Source organism: Collinsella sp. LCP19S3_D3, assembly GCF_052121455.1.
GTDB lineage: Bacteria > Actinomycetota > Coriobacteriia > Coriobacteriales > Coriobacteriaceae > Collinsella.
This window is the reverse complement of record NZ_JBQKEF010000007.1, coordinates 90378-106305: the sequence shown is the minus strand read 5'-3', so window position 1 is coordinate 106305 and position 15928 is coordinate 90378. Positions and strand designations below refer to the sequence as shown.

Sequence of the window (15928 nt, the reverse complement as noted above, 5' to 3'; positions counted from 1 at the left end):
GCGCCCCCGGTCCCCGGGGCGCGGCCCTCTTGCTTAAACTGCTCAATTTTTCGTGCTCACGGTGCTCATTTCCCAGTGATCACTCGGACCACTTCTTAGTGAACATCAACATTTGCCCACAGGGGCGAGATGTTGAGGGCAGGTTGCCCGGAACGGAGGAAGACATGCAGCAGCTGATGACCGAGGAAATCGCCAAGACGGTGCCGAGGTTCTATAGGCAGGACGGGGCGTACGACCCCATCGTCCAACTTGCAGCTCGTCGGCCTAGCCGGCGAGCTTTTTTGTTATTCCGGGACCGTGTTCTCGGTCCAATTCTCGGCCTCTCAAACAAAATCTCAATCTGTAACATCTAGACCCGATTTGGGCGGCTAGGTGTTACAGATCGAGATATGCCGGTGGGTTGGGTCCCGTTTGTCTAAATCTGTAACACGAGGGACGGTTTTTGCCGAGTAACTGTTACAGATTTAGATCTTTCGGCAGGCTAGATTGGTTTGTCTTGATCTGTAACAGGTGGAGGCCAAAAGTCGGTCTAGATGTTACAGATTGAGATGTTTGGTCGGACCGAGTTTGTTCGTCTCGATCTGTAACATCTGGGGTCGTTTTTGGCCTGTAGGTGTTACAGATCGAGATTTTCCGACGGAACGCTTCCGTTTGTCTTGATCTGTAACAGGTGGAGGCCAAAAGTGGGTCTAGCTGTTACAGATTTAGATTGTTGAGGATGGGTTGATAGGAATATCTCGATCTGTAACAGTAAGACCCGGTTTTGCTGGGTAGCTGTTACAGATTGAGACAAACCGACGGGCCGCCCCGCCCCATCCGCCTGCCGCTGCCTGCTATCCGCCGATTTTCGTTGTGCCGCTGTACCCCCATGCCATATCCTCTAAACAACTACGCGGCACCATCGCCGCCGCGTCTACAAGAGAGGAATGTCCATGACCGCACCTGCGTCCAAGCTGCTCCAGCCCATTACGGTTGGCCCCCTTGAGCTCAAGAACCGCATTATGTTCCCGCCGCTGACCACCGGCTATGAGGAGCGCGACGGTTCCATCGGCGAGCGCAGCCTGGCTTTTTACGAGCGCCTGGCCCGTGGCGGCGTGGGCTACATCGTCATCGGCGACGTCGCTCCCGTCATGACCGCAAGCCCCACGCCCAAGCTGGCAACCGACGCCCAGATCCCCACGTTTAAGGCCCTGGCCGACGCCGTTCACAAGCACGGTGCCAAGGTCGCGCTGCAGCTGTTCCACCCCGAGTACGACGTGCCCGGTGTCGGCCGCATGGTCATGGGCTCCATGGCTGCAGCCAAAGCCGCGCAGGAGGCCAAGGCCGCCGGCGACGAGGAGACCTTTGCCGCCAAGATGGCCGAGTCCAACGAGATCCGCAAGCAGGCATACGCCAAGCTGCACCACGACATGCAGCACTTTGTGAACGAGGCGAGCGTAGAACAGCTCACCCAGATCAAGGAGGCCATCGCTGCCTCGGCCGCTCGCGCGCAGCAGGCCGGCATCGACGCCATCGAGGTCCACGGCGACCGCCTGGTGGGCTCGCTGTGCTCCGCGATCCTCAACCAGCGCACCGACGAGTACGGTGGCTCGTTTGAGAACCGTGTTCGCTACGCGCTAGAGGTCGTCGCTGCCATCAAGGAAGCCGCGCCGCAGCTGATGGTGGAGTATAAGCTCCCCGTGATTATGGAGAACCCCGACGGCACGCCGCGTGGCAAGGGCGGCCTGCAGCCCGACGAGGCCTGCGAGTTCGCCAAGCTGCTCGAGGGCGCGGGCATCGATATGATCCAGGTTGCACAAGCCAACCACACCGGCAATATGGGCGACACCATTCCGTCCATGGGCGCCATGCCCTACAACTGGACGCTGCCCGTGGCCGAGCGCGTCAAGGCCCTGGTCTCCGTGCCGGTGGCAACTGTGGGCCGTGTTGTTTCGGTCGAGGCTGGCGAGAAGATCCTGGAAGACGGCGCAGCCGATATCATCGCCTATGGCCGCTCGCTCATGTGCGACCCCGACATTGCGCTGAAGGCCGCCACGGGCGAACCCATCCGCGAGTGCCTCAACTGCAACAAGGGCTGCGTCGATGCGATTCAAAACCGCAGGTACATCTCGTGTGTGCTCAATGCCGAGAACGGCGACGAGGCTACCATCGCCATTAAGCCGGGCGAGGGCGACAAGAAGATCGCCGTTGTGGGCGGCGGTATTGCCGGTCTGGAGGCCGCGCGCGTGGCGGCCAAGCGCGGCTACGACGTGACCGTCTACGAGGCGAGCGATCATCTGGGCGGCCAGATTGTGCTGGCGGCCGCGCCTCCGCGCAAGGACGAGATCATGCGCTCGGTCGAGTATTACGAGAAGATTCTGCCCGGCCTGGGCGTGAAAGTTGAGCTCAACCATGCCGCTACGGCAGAGGACCTCAACGCCGCCGACGCCGCGATTGTGGCTGTGGGCGCGCACGACGTGGTCATCCCCGTTCCGGGTGCCGATTCTAAGAAGGTCGTCTCGAGCTGGGACGTGCTGGCCGGCAAAGTGGAGCTTACGGGCCGCGTCGCCGTCATTGGCGGTGGCCTGGTGGGCACCGAGACTGCCGAGTACCTGCTGCAGCACGGCTGCGAAGTGGCGATCGTGGAGATGCTCGACAAGATTGCCGCAGGCGAGTCCGAGACCATTCTGCCGCTGATTATGAGCGACTTTGCAGAGCACAACGTGGAGCAGCATGTTAAGACCCGTCTGACCGCCATTACCGACGAGGGCGTGGAGGTCATTCGCACTGCCGATGACGGCGCCGAGGAGCCGGTGAAGATCGCCTGCGATTACGTGGTGATGGCCGTCGGTTCCAAGGCCAACGCGTTTGACTTGGATGGCGTTACGGTGCCCGTGACCTGTGTGGGCGACTGCTCGGGCGAGCGCACCGCCGACATTGCGAACGCCATTCGCACGGCATATCACGCGGCCAACGAGCTGTAGTTTAACATCGCGGCCAGGTGGGGCGGTAGCACGGATCTGTCTCGCCCGGCCGCGTCCCATCGGGTGTCAATCGGGGCGGGGCCTGCAAGCGCAGCAGGTCCCGCCCTTTTTGTTTTGCCCCGGTGAACGGCAATGCGCGCTAATCATGGGGAGTGAGGCGTCTACTGCCTTGCAGGCTGCTCAAAATTATTGGAGGAGGGGTTAATAATCATATCCTCTATTCCAAAGGATATAAAGAGATGCCAATTTTGCTGGCAAGCGAATGACGATTAGCTGCGAGCTAGTTACCAGCGTAAATAATCAATAAAGAAATGTCGTAAATTGGTGTCAAATTCCCAGATAGCGCCGCGTCTATTTTAATTAACTGCTTTGAGCAAACAGTAAAATGCTACTATCTAACTTGCACGTAAGAAAGCAATTTAACGTTTAAGGCTAAGAAGTAGAAGTGGCAGGTATGTCAGAAACAACAAGGACTCGCACGCATGCGCCCGAGATTAGGCAGCGCGCTGTCGAGATCCTCCAAGAAGGGGTCGGCCATCGCGCGCTCGCCGCAGAGCTTGGCATCCCCCAGGCCACAGCCCGTCAGTGGGCCCGTGCGTATGCCGTGGGCGGTGCCGACGCCGTTCTCAATGCGGGCTCTCATCACCACACATATTCGTTTGACGTTAAGCTTGCCGTGGTTAAGGACCGCTTGGAACATGGTCTGACGGTGCGTGAGGTCATGGTCAAGCACAAGATCCCCAGCGAGTCTTCGGTTAAAGCTTGGTGCCGACAGTATCGCGACGGTGGCGAGGCCGCCTTGGTCGATAAGCCGCGGGGTCGTAAACCGCGCGTTAAAAAGGCGGAATAGCGAACGGGATGGTGCGTCCGCAGGGGCGCATTTTTCTTGCCGCGCCAACTTTTTGGACCGCCGCGAGTCTATCGGGACATCCTTCAAAGTGGTCAATAAACCGCGCGCAGTGGCCCGTGCGCCCGCCGCTACGAGAGGGGGAGCGTTGCCTCTCTACTCCAAAGCGGACATGTCCTTACCCCATACGCCTAAAACTCCCCAGTTGACCGAAAACCTGCCGCCTGAACTCCCAATTTGAGCTATAACGTTAAATAATTGCAGCGTTTTTGCATGGGGGAGTGATGGTATGACGCTACTGTATTTCCTTACCCTGTTTCCGCTGGTACCGGCGATGGGCATGCTGCTCGCGCGCAGTGACCGAGCCCGCGATGCGGTAGGGCTTGTAGGCTCCGGCATTATTATGGCGGTGACCGTTGTAGTTGCCGTCTTATTTTTTGGCACGGGTCCGCAGGGCTTTGAGGTTGCCCCCGGCACCTCGCATGTGCTCTCGATCATCAGCTCCGTCATCGACGTAATTCTGTGCGCCGTCATCCTGTACAACGCGTTCAAATATAGGAACGCGCTTACCGGTGTGCTCGGCGTGGTGCAGCTGGTGGGTTCGGTTGCCTTCGCTGCCATGACGCTGCCCACGGCCGAGGTCGTCACCGCCACGCCGCTCTACCTGGACTATATGAGCGTGATCATGGTGCTCGCCGTTGGCATTGTCGGCAGCCTGATCTGCGTGTATGCCCTGGGCTACATGAAGGACTTCCAGGCGCACGATGAGCACGAGGCCGCGCTGCGTGGGCAGACCGCGCCCGACCGACGCCCGCAGTTCCTGGCGCTTATGTTCCTGTTCCTTTCGGCCATGTTCGTCATCGTGACGAGCGACAACCTGGAGTGGCTGTTCTGCGGCTGGGAAATCACCACCGTGTGCTCGTTTCTTATGATTGGCTATACGCGCACGCCCGAGGCCATCAAAAACGCCTTTACCCAGATCATCCTCAACATGCTGGGTGGCATCGCGTTTTTGGCGGGCCTTATGTTCCTGCACGTCAACGGCGTACCGCTGACCATCTCGGGCATGATCGAGCTTTCCGGCGCCGGAACCGCGCAATCCGCGCTGCTGGTGCTGCCGGTCGTCTTGCTGTCGATCGCCGCGCTTACCAAGGCCGCACAGATGCCGTTCCACACCTGGCTGCTCGGCGCCATGGTCGCCCCCACGCCCACGAGCGCCCTGCTGCACTCGTCCACCATGGTCAAGGCCGGCGTGTTTTTGATGGTCAAGCTGAGCCCGCTGTACGCCACCTATCCCGTGACCGGCTTTATGGTCACGAGCGTGGGCGCCATCACGTTTTTGCTCGCCGCCCTCATGGCCGTCTCGCAGAGCAATGCCAAGCGTGTGCTCGCGTACTCCACCATTTCCAACCTGGGCCTCATCAGTGCCTGCCTGGGTGTCGGCGCGCCCGAGGCCGTGTGGGCCGCCATCTTCTTGATCTTGTTCCATACGGTGGCAAAGTCGCTGCTGTTCCTGTGCGTGGGCACGGCCGAGCATCATATCGGCAGCCGCAATATCGAGGACATGGACGGCATGTTCAGTCGCATGCCGCACCTGACGCGCCTGATGATGCTGGGCATCATGGGCATGTTCGTGGCGCCGTTTGGCATGCTCGTGTCTAAGTGGGGCGCCCTGGTGGCGTTTGCGCAGACCGGCAATGTGCTCATGATCATGGTGCTGGCCTTTGGCTCGGCCGCGACGTTCTTCTTCTGGGGCAAGTGGCTCGCCAAGCTCTCGGGCGTGGATTCTACGGCCGAAAACGTGGAGGGCAATGTCCATAAGACCGAATGGATAGCGCTCAACACTATCGCCGCGCTGCTGATTCTGTGCTGTGTAGCGTTCCCGATTATCTCGAGCGGTCTGGTGTCGCCTTACTTGGCCATGGTGTTTGGCCGCGTGCCGCATGTTATTGGCAAGGATGCCATGTATCTAATGGTGGTTATCGTGGCTTTTATCGCCGTGGTGCTGCTGACTTCATTCCGCGTGAGCAACAAACCGCACGTAAACGTATATCTTTCGGGCGCGGGAACCGACAATTACCGTCATTTCCGCGGCTCGATGGGACACGAGGTGAAGGCCGAAAAGCGCAATTGGTACCTGGAGGATGCCCTTGGCGAGAATCGCATTGGCCCCGCGGGCAGCATCGTGTGCTGCAGCATCATCCTGTTCGCGCTGCTATGCTGCGTATGGATTGGTCCCGATACGCTCGCCATGGGCGAGCCCTCGGTGCTGCGTGGAAAGTATTTCGAAGGCTCGGGCGTCGTGGGCATCTTTATAGGCACCGTGGCGTTTGCCCTGCTGGCGCCTTTGGTTGGTGGCCTGATCGACGGCATCGACCGCAAGCTGTCCGCCCGCATGCAGGGCCGCATGGGACCACGTCTGCTGCAACCGTTCTACGATGTAGCCAAGCTCCTGCGCAAAGCCCCTGCCAGCGTAAACACCGTGGACGATACCTACATGGCGTGCGCGCTCATCTTTACCGTGGTGGGCGGCGGCATCTTTGTGTCGGGTTCCAACACACTGTTATGCGCCTTTATGGTTACCCTCGCTGCGATCTTTGTGGTGCTGGCGTCCGCCTCGACGCAAAGCCCGTTTGCCCAGGTCGGAGCCGACCGCGAGCTGCTGCAGGTCATGAGTTACGAGCCCGCCGTTTTGCTGATGAGTGTGGGCCTGTACCTTGCCACCGACAGCTTCGATTCCATCGCCGTGACGGGGCAGTCGGCCCCCATCATCGTGTACAGCGCGCCCATCTTCCTCGCGCTGCTCGCGGTGCTTACCATCAAACTGCGCAAGTCGCCGTTTGACCTTTCGTACTCGCATCACGCGCATCAGGAGATCGTCCAGGGCGTCGCCACCGAGATGAGCGGCGGCACGCTGGCCAAGATGACCCTTATGCACTGGTGCGAGACCGTGCTGTTTTTGATGTGGGTGGGCATGTTCTTTGTTTGGGATAACCCGGTGAGCTGGGTCGTCGCTCTGGTCGTTATGGTCATGACGTATTTTGTCGAGGTACTGATCGATAACACCTTCGCCCGTAGCACCTGGAGCAGCTGCTTTAAGCTCGGCTGGGGTGTGGCGCTGGTGTTTGGCCTGCTCAACCTTATGCCCATCCTCGTCGACGTGTTTATTTAGGAGGCGGCATCCATGGATCATAAAATGTCGCGCTCGCCGTGGGTTATTCATTACGACGGCTCGAGCTGCAACGGATGCGATATCGAGGTGCTGGCCTCGCTCACGCCGCTGTTCGATGCGGAGCGCTTTGGCGTGGTCAACACCGGGAACCCCAAACATGCGGACATCTTTTTGGTGACGGGGTCGGTCAACGCCCAGAACTTGCCCGTCGTGCGCCAGATCTACAACCAGATGCTCGAGCCCAAGTGCGTGGTGGCGTGCGGCATCTGCGCGTGCTCGGGCGGCGTGTTCCGCGATGCGTACAACGTGATCGGCGGCGTGGACCGCGCGATTCCCGTGGATGTGTACGCGCCAGGATGCGCCATTCGTCCCGAGACGGTGATCGACGCCATTGTGGAGGCGTGCGGCATCCTGGACCAGAAGGAGGCCGTGATGCGCGCCGGCGGCGACCCGCTTACCGTGGGCGGTGCCGCTACCTGGGATGGTGGTGTTGAGCTGGGCGAGGACGGATTTGTGGCCCCGGCTGAGGCCGGCGACGCGCCCGCCGCTGGCGACGCACCTGCTGGGACGCCCGCCGCGTCCGCCGCTGCAAGGGGGGCCGAGTAATGCAAAAGGCAATCTATACCACCGTCGAGCTCGATGCGCTGCTGTCGCATGTCCAGGCGCTCAAGGGTGCCGGTGCCCGCTTTGTGCAGATGCACGCCGAGCGCAATGTGGACGACGGCACGTATCGCTTGGTCTATACGTTCATCAACGTTCGTGCTGCCCAGGAGCAGATCGCTCAGGACGGCAGTTATGCGATTGAGAACCTGGTAGTCGAGGGCATCGACCAGTACCAGGAGATTCCGTCCATCAGCTCGTACTACCCTGCGGTGTTCCCGTTTGAAAATGAGGCGCACGACCTGTTTGGGCTTGCCATTACCGACATGCAGATTGACTTTAAGGGCTTTTTCTACCAGGTCTCGACTGCCGAGCCCATGAGCGTCATCACGCCCGAGGTTAAGGCTGCGCGCGAGAAGGCCATGAAGGTCCGTGCCGCTGCCGAGGCCAAGGCGCGCAAGGCTGCGGCCGAGAAGGCCGCCGCGGCTGCTGCAGGGGAGGGCGCTGCGAGCGTCGGCGATGCTGCGGGCGCTGCCGTCGCTCAGCCCGATGCGGCTGCCGGCTCCGATGCTCAGCATGACGAGGCTGCCGCCAAGGCCGCGCTCAAGGCTGCCGAGATGGAGGCAAAGCTCGCCGCCATGGATCCCGAGAAAGCGGCCAAGGTTCGCGCGGCGCTTGCCGCCAAAGCCGCCCGCGATAAGCAGAAAAAGGAGGCGTAAGGTCCATGGCACATCGCTCCGTTATTCCGTTTGGCCCGCAGCACCCGGTGCTGCCCGAGCCGCTTCACCTGGACCTGGTGCTTGAGGACGACCGCGTTATCGAGGCAATTCCGCAGATCGGCTTTGTGCACCGCGGACTCGAGAAACTCACTGAAAAGCGTGACATGCACCAGTTTGGCTACATCGCCGAGCGCATCTGCGGCATTTGCGCCGTGGGTCACAGCTGCGGCTATGTCAGCGCCTGCGAGCGCATGCTCGATATCGAGGTGCCTGGCCGCGTGCAGTATATTCGCACCATTTTGCACGAGCTTTCGCGCATTCACTCGCACCTGCTGTGGCTGGGCCTGCTCGCCGATGCCTTTGGCTTCGAGGCGCTGTTCTATCGTTCGTGGACCCTGCGCGAGCAGATTCTCAAGATCTTTGAGAGCACGTGTGGCGGTCGCGTGATTCTGTCGATTAACGAGATCGGCGGCCTTAAGCATGACATTGAGGACTCCGAGCTGGCGGGCATTGTCCAGACGCTCGATGCCATGCGCCCCGACTACGAGGCCCTGGTGCATACGTTTTTGGACGACAACAGCTGCGGCGAGCGCCTGCATGGCGTGGGCGTGATCAGCAAGAAAGACGCGCTGGACCTGTCGATGGTCGGTCCGTTTGGGCGCGCCTCGGGCGTGGACTACGACGTGCGCATGTTTGGCGACGGTGCCTATGCGGACCTGGCTGCGTTTGAGCCCGTCGTTGCTACCGATGGCGACTGCTATGCCCGCTGCCAGGTGCGTTGCGCCGAGGTCACGCAGGCCATGGACATCATTAAGGAGCTTGTGGGCAAGATTCCGCATGACGGCATCGGCGGGCGCACCAAGCTTACGCCAGCCGATGGCGCGCGCGGCGAGGTTGTGATTGAGCAACCGCGCGGCGAGGCGTACTACTATGTGCGCGGTAACGGCACCAAGAATTTGGACCGTTTCCGTGTGCGCACGCCGACGTCGCAAAACCTGGCGGGCCTGACGCATGCACTGCAGGGCGTGCTCATTGCCAACGTGCCCATGATTATCCTGACCATCGACCCCTGCATTAGTTGCACGGAAAGGTAGGCGCGGCATGAGTTTGATGACATTTGCCAAGACGGCCTTGGGCTCTATGGTCAAGCAGCCGGTCACGGTGTGCTATCCGCAGGAGGAGCTGGCGGCGCCCGAGCGCCTGCGCGGGCATATCGTCAACGATATGGACGTGTGCATCTGCTGCGGTATGTGCGCGCGTCGCTGCCCGGCGGGCGCGCTTGCGGTCGATCGCAAGGGTGGTACCTGGTCGATCGACCCGTACGCCTGCGTGGTGTGTGGCGAGTGCATCGAGAGCTGCCCCAAGCACTGCCTGACTATGGACACCGCGCGCACTCCAGTCGCGGCGGACAAGACTCCCACGGTAGAAACCAAGCCGGAATAGCGCTGGAATAGGGGCCGGTGGGGCAAAAATACCCCACCGGCCCCGCGCTTAAACGCGCGGTTAGGCTGCCGCTAACAAAACTATGCCGGTTTACGGGGCTGGATAGCGAACCTCCGACCATACAGATAATTGCAAAAACAAAACCGCAGGTAGACAGCCTGCCGTTTTCCAAAAAATGAAGGTATGGATGAGGGTCTCGACTTTAGCTCCGTAATCCGGCATGGTTTTGAAATGGCACCATATCCGTAACAGCCTTTGATCTCCCGTGGACGGAGGAAAACGGACCATTTTGGCCTTGCGAGGGCCGCCTCGTGACCCGTCTGCCACGAAATGGGCCTATCTACTACGTTTAAGCCGTCGCCCTCAACCATGGCAAATAATGCGAAATAAAAACCGCAGGTAAAACTCCTGTGGTTTTTCATGAAACGCGGTTATGGTCGGGGGTGCAGGACTAAACGTAGTAGATGGGCCGATTTCGTGGCGGGCGCCGTCAGCCGATCTCCGCGGGCGGAAGAAAACGGATCACTTTGGTCCTGCGAGGCTTGCGGAGGCATTCGTGCAGGGGCGCCCGAACAAAACTATGTCGGTTTATTACGATAAATTCGACATCCCCGACCATGACTGCATTTTTCTAAATGTTGCAAGCGTTCTATCTGCGGTTTTGCAAGCTCGCAATTTGCTGTGGTCGAAGGTGGGCGATTCATCGTAGTAAACTGGCATAGTTTTGAAATGGCATTAAACTGGTAGCAGACATTTTGTTATGTCGGGGCGGTCGGTCTTCGGGCAACTACCCTCGCAGGTAGGCGATGGCGATCTGCGTGCGGTTGCGCAGGCCCATTTTGGCCAGGATTGAGCTGATGTGGTTTCGCACGGTGCCTTCGCCCATATAGGCGGTGGCGGCAATCTCCTTGTTATCGAGGCCGCGGGCGATGAGCTCGGCGACCTCGAACTCGCGGTCGGTCAGGCTGACGAAGGCCGCGGGCCGGCGGGTCGTGCCCACCTCGACGCCCGCCCCATCAAAGTTGATATCCTCGATCGCCTTACCCTCGAGCACGCGTTTACCGTCCATGACCTGGGCCAACGCCGGCGGGATGGCGGCGACATCGGTTTTGATCAGGTAGCCGCGGGCACCCAGTTTGAGCGCCGACACAATGTACTCGTCATCCGAGAATGTCGTCAGAAACACCACGCGCGCCGCAGGGTCGCGCTCAAGGATCTCGCGGGCCGCCGAAAGCCCGTCGCGCCCCGGCATCTGAATGTCGAGCAGCGCAATATCGGGTGCGTGTTCGGCATAAAGAGCCACTGCGTCGTTGCCGTCGGCGCCGGTACCCACCACCTCGATCTGCGGCTGGGCGCCCAGGATTATCTTGAGCGAATCGACCACCAAGCGGTCGTCGTCGACAACGATGAGCCTCATCGGCCCTCATCTCCTTGCTGTTTGGGAACGGTGGCAAACACACGCCAGCCGCCGGCGCCGGCGCGCGGGCCGGCGGTGAAGGTGCCGCCAAGCGCCTCGACGCGCTCGCGCATGGAGCCGAGCCCCATGCCTCCTGTGACGTTGCGGCCGCTTGCTTGAGCCCCGCCCGCGCCATCGTCGGTAACGATGAGCTGGTAAAACGACGGATGCTCCATGCATCGTACGGTGACGGTCTGGGCGCAAGCGTGGCGCATGGTGTTGGATAACGCCTCGCGCAGAACCGCCGCAAAGCAGTTGGCGACATTTGCGGGCGCATGCTCGGCCAAAACCTCAAGTTCAATCTGCGGCCCGCCATCTGAGCGCGCGCCCTCCACGATGCGCTCGAGCTGTACGGAGAGATTCGCCGCGTTGTCGTTGAGCGCGTGGACGCTCGAGCGCACGAGCTGAAGCGCTTCGTCCACGGTGCGCTTGACGTCAGCGAAGTCGGCGGCGACGCCGGGCTCGTTGGCGTGGACCACGCGTAGGGCCTCGGTTTGCAGCGAGGCGCGCGTGAGCTGGTGCCCCACGTTATCGTGGATCTCGCGTGCGATGCGGGCGCGCTCGGCGAGCGTTGCGAGCTCGACCTCGTAGTCCTGGCGGTCGGCAAGGTCGCGGTTGTGCGCCTCGAGCGCGAGGGCTCGCTCCTGCAGCTCGTCGCGGGTGCGACGCATGCGCTCCTGCTCGCGCTCCAGCTGAGCGGTGCGCAGAGACAGCAAGGTGGCGGCGACTGAAAGGATGGCGGTCAACAGCAGCGCACGGGTGGGAAGCGCGCCGGCGTGGGCATATGCGACGAGTGCGCAGACAAAGATGGCGCCGGCGCCCAGCGCGACCCAAACGTGTTCACGGCGCACGTATCGCGCGATGTCATAGAGGGCGAGGGGCGCAAACGGCACAAACGACGGCACAAAGACGGCCACCATAATGTAAGCGTAGCTCGCGGACTCACCGGCGCGGCGGGCACGTTCGCCTTGCGCAATTTCCGTAAGCGAGGCGACTGCGACGCCAAGACAAAACGCCGCAACCAAGCAAGCATCCACAGCAAGGCCCAGAGCGGCCGCGATACAGCACGCCAGCATGATCGATTTGTCGAATAGCCTGTTCATACGGGTATTGTACGCGATGGTGCGCGCGACGATTGCTCAGGTGCCGCAACCGTGACATTCCTCCCGCCCGCCCCCGCCGCACTCGTGACAAAGCTCACTGGTGCGCGCCGCCCGCACCTGCGATGATGCAATCGTACCGGGCCGAAATCAACAGAAGGGCCACCTCATGACAGACATCGTCCACGTCGAAAACCTCGTCAAGCGCTACGACGATCTTATCGCGCTCGACCACTTTAACCTGAGCATCGCCCCCGGCGAGATCTTTGGCCTGCTGGGCCCTAACGGCTCGGGCAAGACTACGTCCATCAACTGCATTCTGCAGCTGCTCGCCTACGACAAAGGCACCATCGAGTTGTTCGGCGAGCCCATGACGCCCGCCCGCTACGACCTCAAGCGCCGCATCGGCGTGGTGCCGCAGCAGGTGGCGGTGTTCGACGAGCTCACGGTGCGCGAGAACATCGACTATTTCTGCAGCCTTTACGTCAACGACCGCAAACGCCGTCGCGAGCTGGTCGACGAGGCCATCGACTTTGTCGGCCTGGGCGACTTTGCCAAGTTTCGCCCCGGCAAGCTCTCGGGCGGTCTGGCGCGTCGCCTCAACATCGCCTGCGGCATCGCGCACAAGCCCGAGCTCATCTTCTTCGACGAACCCACGGTGGCCGTCGACCCGCAGAGCCGCAATGCCATCCTGGAGGGCATCTGCCGCCTGCGCGACGAAGGCGCCACGGTGGTGTATACCAGCCATTACATGGAGGAAGTCGAGCAGATCTGCAGCCGCATCATGATCATGGACGGCGGGCGCGTGCTGGCGCAGGGCACCAACGACGAGCTCAAGCGCATGATTCAGATGGGCGAGCGCGTGACCGTCGAGGTCGGCGCCGTCGAGCTCGCCACGGTCGAGCGACTGCGCGCCCTCGAGCACGTGCTCAGCGTCGAGCTTTCCGGCGGCGAGCTCATCTGCACCTGCGAAGCGAGCCCGCACAACCTGGTTGACATCCTCGACACGCTGCGCGCCGCCGATGTGGCGCTCGGCCGCGTGTGGAGCGAGCCGCCGACCCTCAACGACGTGTTCCTCGAGATCACCGGCCGCGAGCTGCGCGACTAGGGGGCGGCCATGTTCAACACCATTATCATTACGGTCAAGACGCTGTTGCGTCGGCCGAGCACGTGGGTTTGGGGCGCGATCTTTCCCGTCGCGCTTTCCACGATGTTCATGTTTATGTTTGCGAATCTGAGCTCCGACGGCACGGTCGACCCGGTGCCGGTGGCCGTCGTGGCGGATGAGGCCTGGGGCGCCTCGACCTTTAAGGACGTGGCGACGTCGCTTGCCAAGGCAGGTGACGACCAACTGCTCGAGATCCACGAGTGCGACGACGCAGCCGATGCGAGCCGTGCGCTTAAGGCCGGCGAGGTCGCGGGCATCTATGCGGTCGACGACGCGGGCACGCCCAAACTCACGTTGCTATCGAGTTACGACAGCTCGCGTGCGACGTCGGTGCTCACCGACCGCAGCATCCTGGAGACGGTGGCAAGCTCGTATACGCAAAATGCCGAGCTCATGCGCCAGATTGCCCAGGACAACCCGGCGGCGCTCGCCGACCCGGAGGCGGTTGCGCGCGCCCTGTCGCTCGAGGGCGGAACCCGCCGTGTGAGCCTGACGCGTGCCACGCCCGATGGCACGGTCATCTACTACTACGCGCTCTTTGGCCTGGTCGCGATGATGTCTGCCGAGTTTGCCGCCTTGAGCGTCGTCGACCTGCAGCCCAATCTGTCTGGCCTTGGTGCGCGTCGCTGCGTGGGTGGCCTTTCCAAGACGGCGTCGCTGGCCGGCATCTTTGTGGGCTCGTGGTTGGTCTCCTTTGCCTCGATGACGATCGCGATCGGCTACGTGCGCCTGGTCGTGGGGGTCGACTTTGGCGGGCGCGAGGGGCTCTGCCTGGTGGGCGGCGCCGTGTCCGCGCTTGCCGCCACGGGTCTGGGCCTTTTTGTGGGCACGCTTCCCGTTAAGGGCGGCAAGGCGTCCAAGTCGGGCATCCTCACGGGCTTTGCCACCACGTGTGCCCTGTTCGCCGGGCTTTATGGCGAGCCGGCGATGGCGCTTGCCGACGACGTCGCCCGCGCCTGCCCGGCCGAGAGTTGGCTTAATCCCGTCAAGCTCATCTGCGACATGTTCAACCGCTTGTATTTCTTTGAGGACCTGGGCCCCTTTGCCGTTCGCGCTGGCGCGCTGGCCCTTATGGTGTTGCTGTTCGTTGCCGCCGCCACGCTGATCTTTGGAAGGAGCCGCTATGAGCACCTTTAAGACCGCGCTTCGCATGGCGCTGGCGCACCCGTTCTACCTGCTCATCTATACGGTGTTCATCTCACTCATGGGCGTATTCATCGCGGCATCGGTGAGCTGGAACTCGTCGCAGCTCACCGAGTACGAGCCCTACGACACCAACGTGATCGTGGTCGACCGCGACGACAGCGACCTTTCGCGTGCGCTTACCAAGCACCTGGACTCACGCTTTGACCTGGTCACGGGCGTTGGTGACGACACGTACGATCTTGCGGACGCGCTCTCCAAGAGCAACAGTGCCAAGGGCAGCGCCGACTGCGTGTTCTTTATCCCGGAGGGGTTTGAGGACGACCTCGTTGCAGCCGCCCGAGCGGGGGAGCCCCTGCCCAAGCTCGATGTGACCTACGGTGCCGGCACCATGGCGGCGGCGCTTTCGTCTGCCGAGGCCTCGCGCTGGATCTCGCTCGCGGGCGCTGCGGCCGCACTTGATCCTACTGCCTCCGACGGTGACGTCGCCAAGGCCGCCGAGCATGCCGCCGTCAAGCGCGCGGAGGTCGAGATTGAGCAGGTCAAGGTCGACTCGACAGCCGCCGCCACGCTTGAGTCGTACTTCAACTTTGGCACGTACGCGATTATCTCGTCGGTCATCGTATCGGTGGGGCTGGTGTTCTCGGGCATGAACGAGCCCGAGCGCGTGCGCCGCATGGAGGCCAGTCCGGTCTCCGAGCGTCAGCGCTCGCTTGCCGTGTTTGCGGCCGCCGCCGTGCTCGCCGTCTGCATCTGGTTTGTGTCGAGCATGATGGGCGTCGTGGGCTTTGCCGGCGCGGTCGCCGAGGTCGGCGTAGGTCGTGTATGCCTGGCGCTGGCGGCAACGTTTGCCCTGGCGTGCACGCCGCTGGCCGTTGGCTTTGCGTTGTCGGGCTTGGGCGCGCGCGAGGAGCTGCTCAACGGTGTGGGTAACCTGCTCGGCATGCTCATGACGTTTTTGGGCGGCGCCTGGATGCCGCTGTCGCTGATGGGCCCGGCCGTGCAGACCGTAGCGCACTTTGTGCCGACATATTGGGTGAACGACGCGATCGGCAAGGCGCTCGCCGCGGACCTGACGTCCGCCGTGCTGGGAGACATCGCCTGCGATCTGAGCGTCACGGTGCTCTTTGCCGCGGCCATCGCCGCCGTAGGCCTAGCCCTCGCACGCGCCAAATCCCACGCCTAGCCACCTAGTCATTGGGTGCTCATTGGGGACAGACTTAAACGACCAAGAGTGGTCATTGGGGACAGACTTAAACGACTAGTCATCGGGGACAGTCTTTGCCGATTCGCCGGCTCGCCGGCAGGGTTGGCAAG

Annotated in this window: 12 protein-coding genes; 10 read left to right on the top strand and 2 right to left on the bottom strand. The window is 61.7% G+C overall.

Features of this window, described 5'->3' with window-relative positions:
• Window positions 1-932 precede the first annotated feature (932 nt).
• From bilR to ACTQXM_RS04485, 7 genes are all read left to right on the top strand, one after another.
• Window positions 933-2963 carry a bilirubin reductase, long form gene (gene bilR, locus ACTQXM_RS04515; protein ID WP_441537109.1) on the top strand — a complete coding sequence of 677 codons (2031 nt, stop codon included), beginning with the start codon at window positions 933-935 and terminating at the stop codon, window positions 2961-2963.
• A 454-nt stretch (window positions 2964-3417) separates the two neighbouring features.
• Complete coding sequence (locus ACTQXM_RS04510) at window positions 3418-3813, top strand: helix-turn-helix domain-containing protein (protein WP_229770663.1); 396 nt, start codon at window positions 3418-3420, stop codon at window positions 3811-3813.
• Between the two features lie 286 nt (window positions 3814-4099).
• A complete protein-coding gene (locus ACTQXM_RS04505; RefSeq protein ID WP_441537108.1) occupies window positions 4100-6982 on the top strand; it encodes a proton-conducting transporter transmembrane domain-containing protein in 2883 nt (960 codons plus the stop codon).
• Between the two features lie 12 nt (window positions 6983-6994).
• On the top strand, window positions 6995-7588 hold the full coding sequence (locus tag ACTQXM_RS04500) for an NADH-quinone oxidoreductase subunit B family protein (protein WP_154516632.1): 594 nt from the start codon (window positions 6995-6997) through the stop codon (window positions 7586-7588).
• The gene (locus ACTQXM_RS04495; RefSeq protein WP_441537107.1) at window positions 7588-8301 is read left to right on the top strand and encodes an NADH-quinone oxidoreductase subunit C; all 714 of its coding nucleotides are present in this window, start codon (window positions 7588-7590) and stop codon (window positions 8299-8301) included. Before ACTQXM_RS04500 ends, ACTQXM_RS04495 begins: the two co-directional genes overlap by 1 nt.
• Window positions 8302-8306: 5 nt before the next feature.
• Complete coding sequence (locus ACTQXM_RS04490) at window positions 8307-9395, top strand: hydrogenase large subunit (protein WP_441537106.1); 1089 nt, start codon at window positions 8307-8309, stop codon at window positions 9393-9395.
• A 7-nt stretch (window positions 9396-9402) separates the two neighbouring features.
• Window positions 9403-9744, top strand: a complete 342-nt coding sequence (locus ACTQXM_RS04485; protein WP_441537105.1) for a 4Fe-4S dicluster domain-containing protein — start codon at window positions 9403-9405, stop codon at window positions 9742-9744.
• Between the two features lie 787 nt (window positions 9745-10531).
• On the opposite strand, the gene ACTQXM_RS04480 is transcribed toward ACTQXM_RS04485, so the two are convergent.
• On the bottom strand, window positions 10532-11161 hold the full coding sequence (locus ACTQXM_RS04480; RefSeq protein WP_441054772.1) for a response regulator: 630 nt from the start codon (window positions 11159-11161) through the stop codon (window positions 10532-10534).
• Window positions 11158-12303 (bottom strand): sensor histidine kinase, encoded by a 1146-nt coding sequence (locus ACTQXM_RS04475; protein WP_441537104.1) that lies wholly within the window; start codon window positions 12301-12303, stop codon window positions 11158-11160. The genes ACTQXM_RS04480 and ACTQXM_RS04475 overlap by 4 nt, the downstream gene beginning before the upstream one ends.
• A 166-nt stretch (window positions 12304-12469) precedes the next feature.
• Between ACTQXM_RS04475 and ACTQXM_RS04470 the strand changes: the two genes are divergently transcribed.
• From ACTQXM_RS04470 to ACTQXM_RS04460, 3 genes are read left to right on the top strand one after another with little or no spacing between them, the layout of a single operon-like run.
• Window positions 12470-13408: an ATP-binding cassette domain-containing protein gene (locus ACTQXM_RS04470; RefSeq protein ID WP_441537103.1), complete on the top strand. Its 939-nt coding sequence runs from the start codon at window positions 12470-12472 to the stop codon at window positions 13406-13408.
• A gap of 9 nt (window positions 13409-13417) precedes the next feature.
• Window positions 13418-14605: an ABC transporter permease gene (locus ACTQXM_RS04465; RefSeq protein ID WP_441537102.1), complete on the top strand. Its 1188-nt coding sequence runs from the start codon at window positions 13418-13420 to the stop codon at window positions 14603-14605.
• Window positions 14592-15797: an ABC transporter permease gene (locus ACTQXM_RS04460; protein WP_441537101.1), complete on the top strand. Its 1206-nt coding sequence runs from the start codon at window positions 14592-14594 to the stop codon at window positions 15795-15797. Before ACTQXM_RS04465 ends, ACTQXM_RS04460 begins: the two co-directional genes overlap by 14 nt.
• The last annotated feature ends 131 nt before the right edge of the window (window positions 15798-15928 follow it).

Bases quoted from the DNA above. Each gene is read 5' to 3' on its own strand.
- ACTQXM_RS04510 (WP_229770663.1), top strand. From the start codon at position 3,418: ATGTCAGAAACAACAAGGACTCGCACGCATGCGCCCGAGATTAGGCAG.
- ACTQXM_RS04465 (WP_441537102.1), top strand. From the start codon at position 13,418: ATGTTCAACACCATTATCATTACGGTCAAGACGCTGTTGCGTCGGCCG.
- ACTQXM_RS04480 (WP_441054772.1), bottom strand. From the start codon at position 11,161: ATGAGGCTCATCGTTGTCGACGACGACCGCTTGGTGGTCGATTCGCTC.
- ACTQXM_RS04485 (WP_441537105.1), top strand. From the start codon at position 9,403: ATGAGTTTGATGACATTTGCCAAGACGGCCTTGGGCTCTATGGTCAAG.
- ACTQXM_RS04500 (WP_154516632.1), top strand. From the start codon at position 6,995: ATGGATCATAAAATGTCGCGCTCGCCGTGGGTTATTCATTACGACGGC.
- ACTQXM_RS04460 (WP_441537101.1), top strand. From the start codon at position 14,592: ATGAGCACCTTTAAGACCGCGCTTCGCATGGCGCTGGCGCACCCGTTC.
- ACTQXM_RS04490 (WP_441537106.1), top strand. From the start codon at position 8,307: ATGGCACATCGCTCCGTTATTCCGTTTGGCCCGCAGCACCCGGTGCTG.
- ACTQXM_RS04505 (WP_441537108.1), top strand. From the start codon at position 4,100: ATGACGCTACTGTATTTCCTTACCCTGTTTCCGCTGGTACCGGCGATG.
- ACTQXM_RS04470 (WP_441537103.1), top strand. From the start codon at position 12,470: ATGACAGACATCGTCCACGTCGAAAACCTCGTCAAGCGCTACGACGAT.
- bilR (WP_441537109.1), top strand. From the start codon at position 933: ATGACCGCACCTGCGTCCAAGCTGCTCCAGCCCATTACGGTTGGCCCC.
- ACTQXM_RS04495 (WP_441537107.1), top strand. From the start codon at position 7,588: ATGCAAAAGGCAATCTATACCACCGTCGAGCTCGATGCGCTGCTGTCG.
- ACTQXM_RS04475 (WP_441537104.1), bottom strand. From the start codon at position 12,303: ATGAACAGGCTATTCGACAAATCGATCATGCTGGCGTGCTGTATCGCG.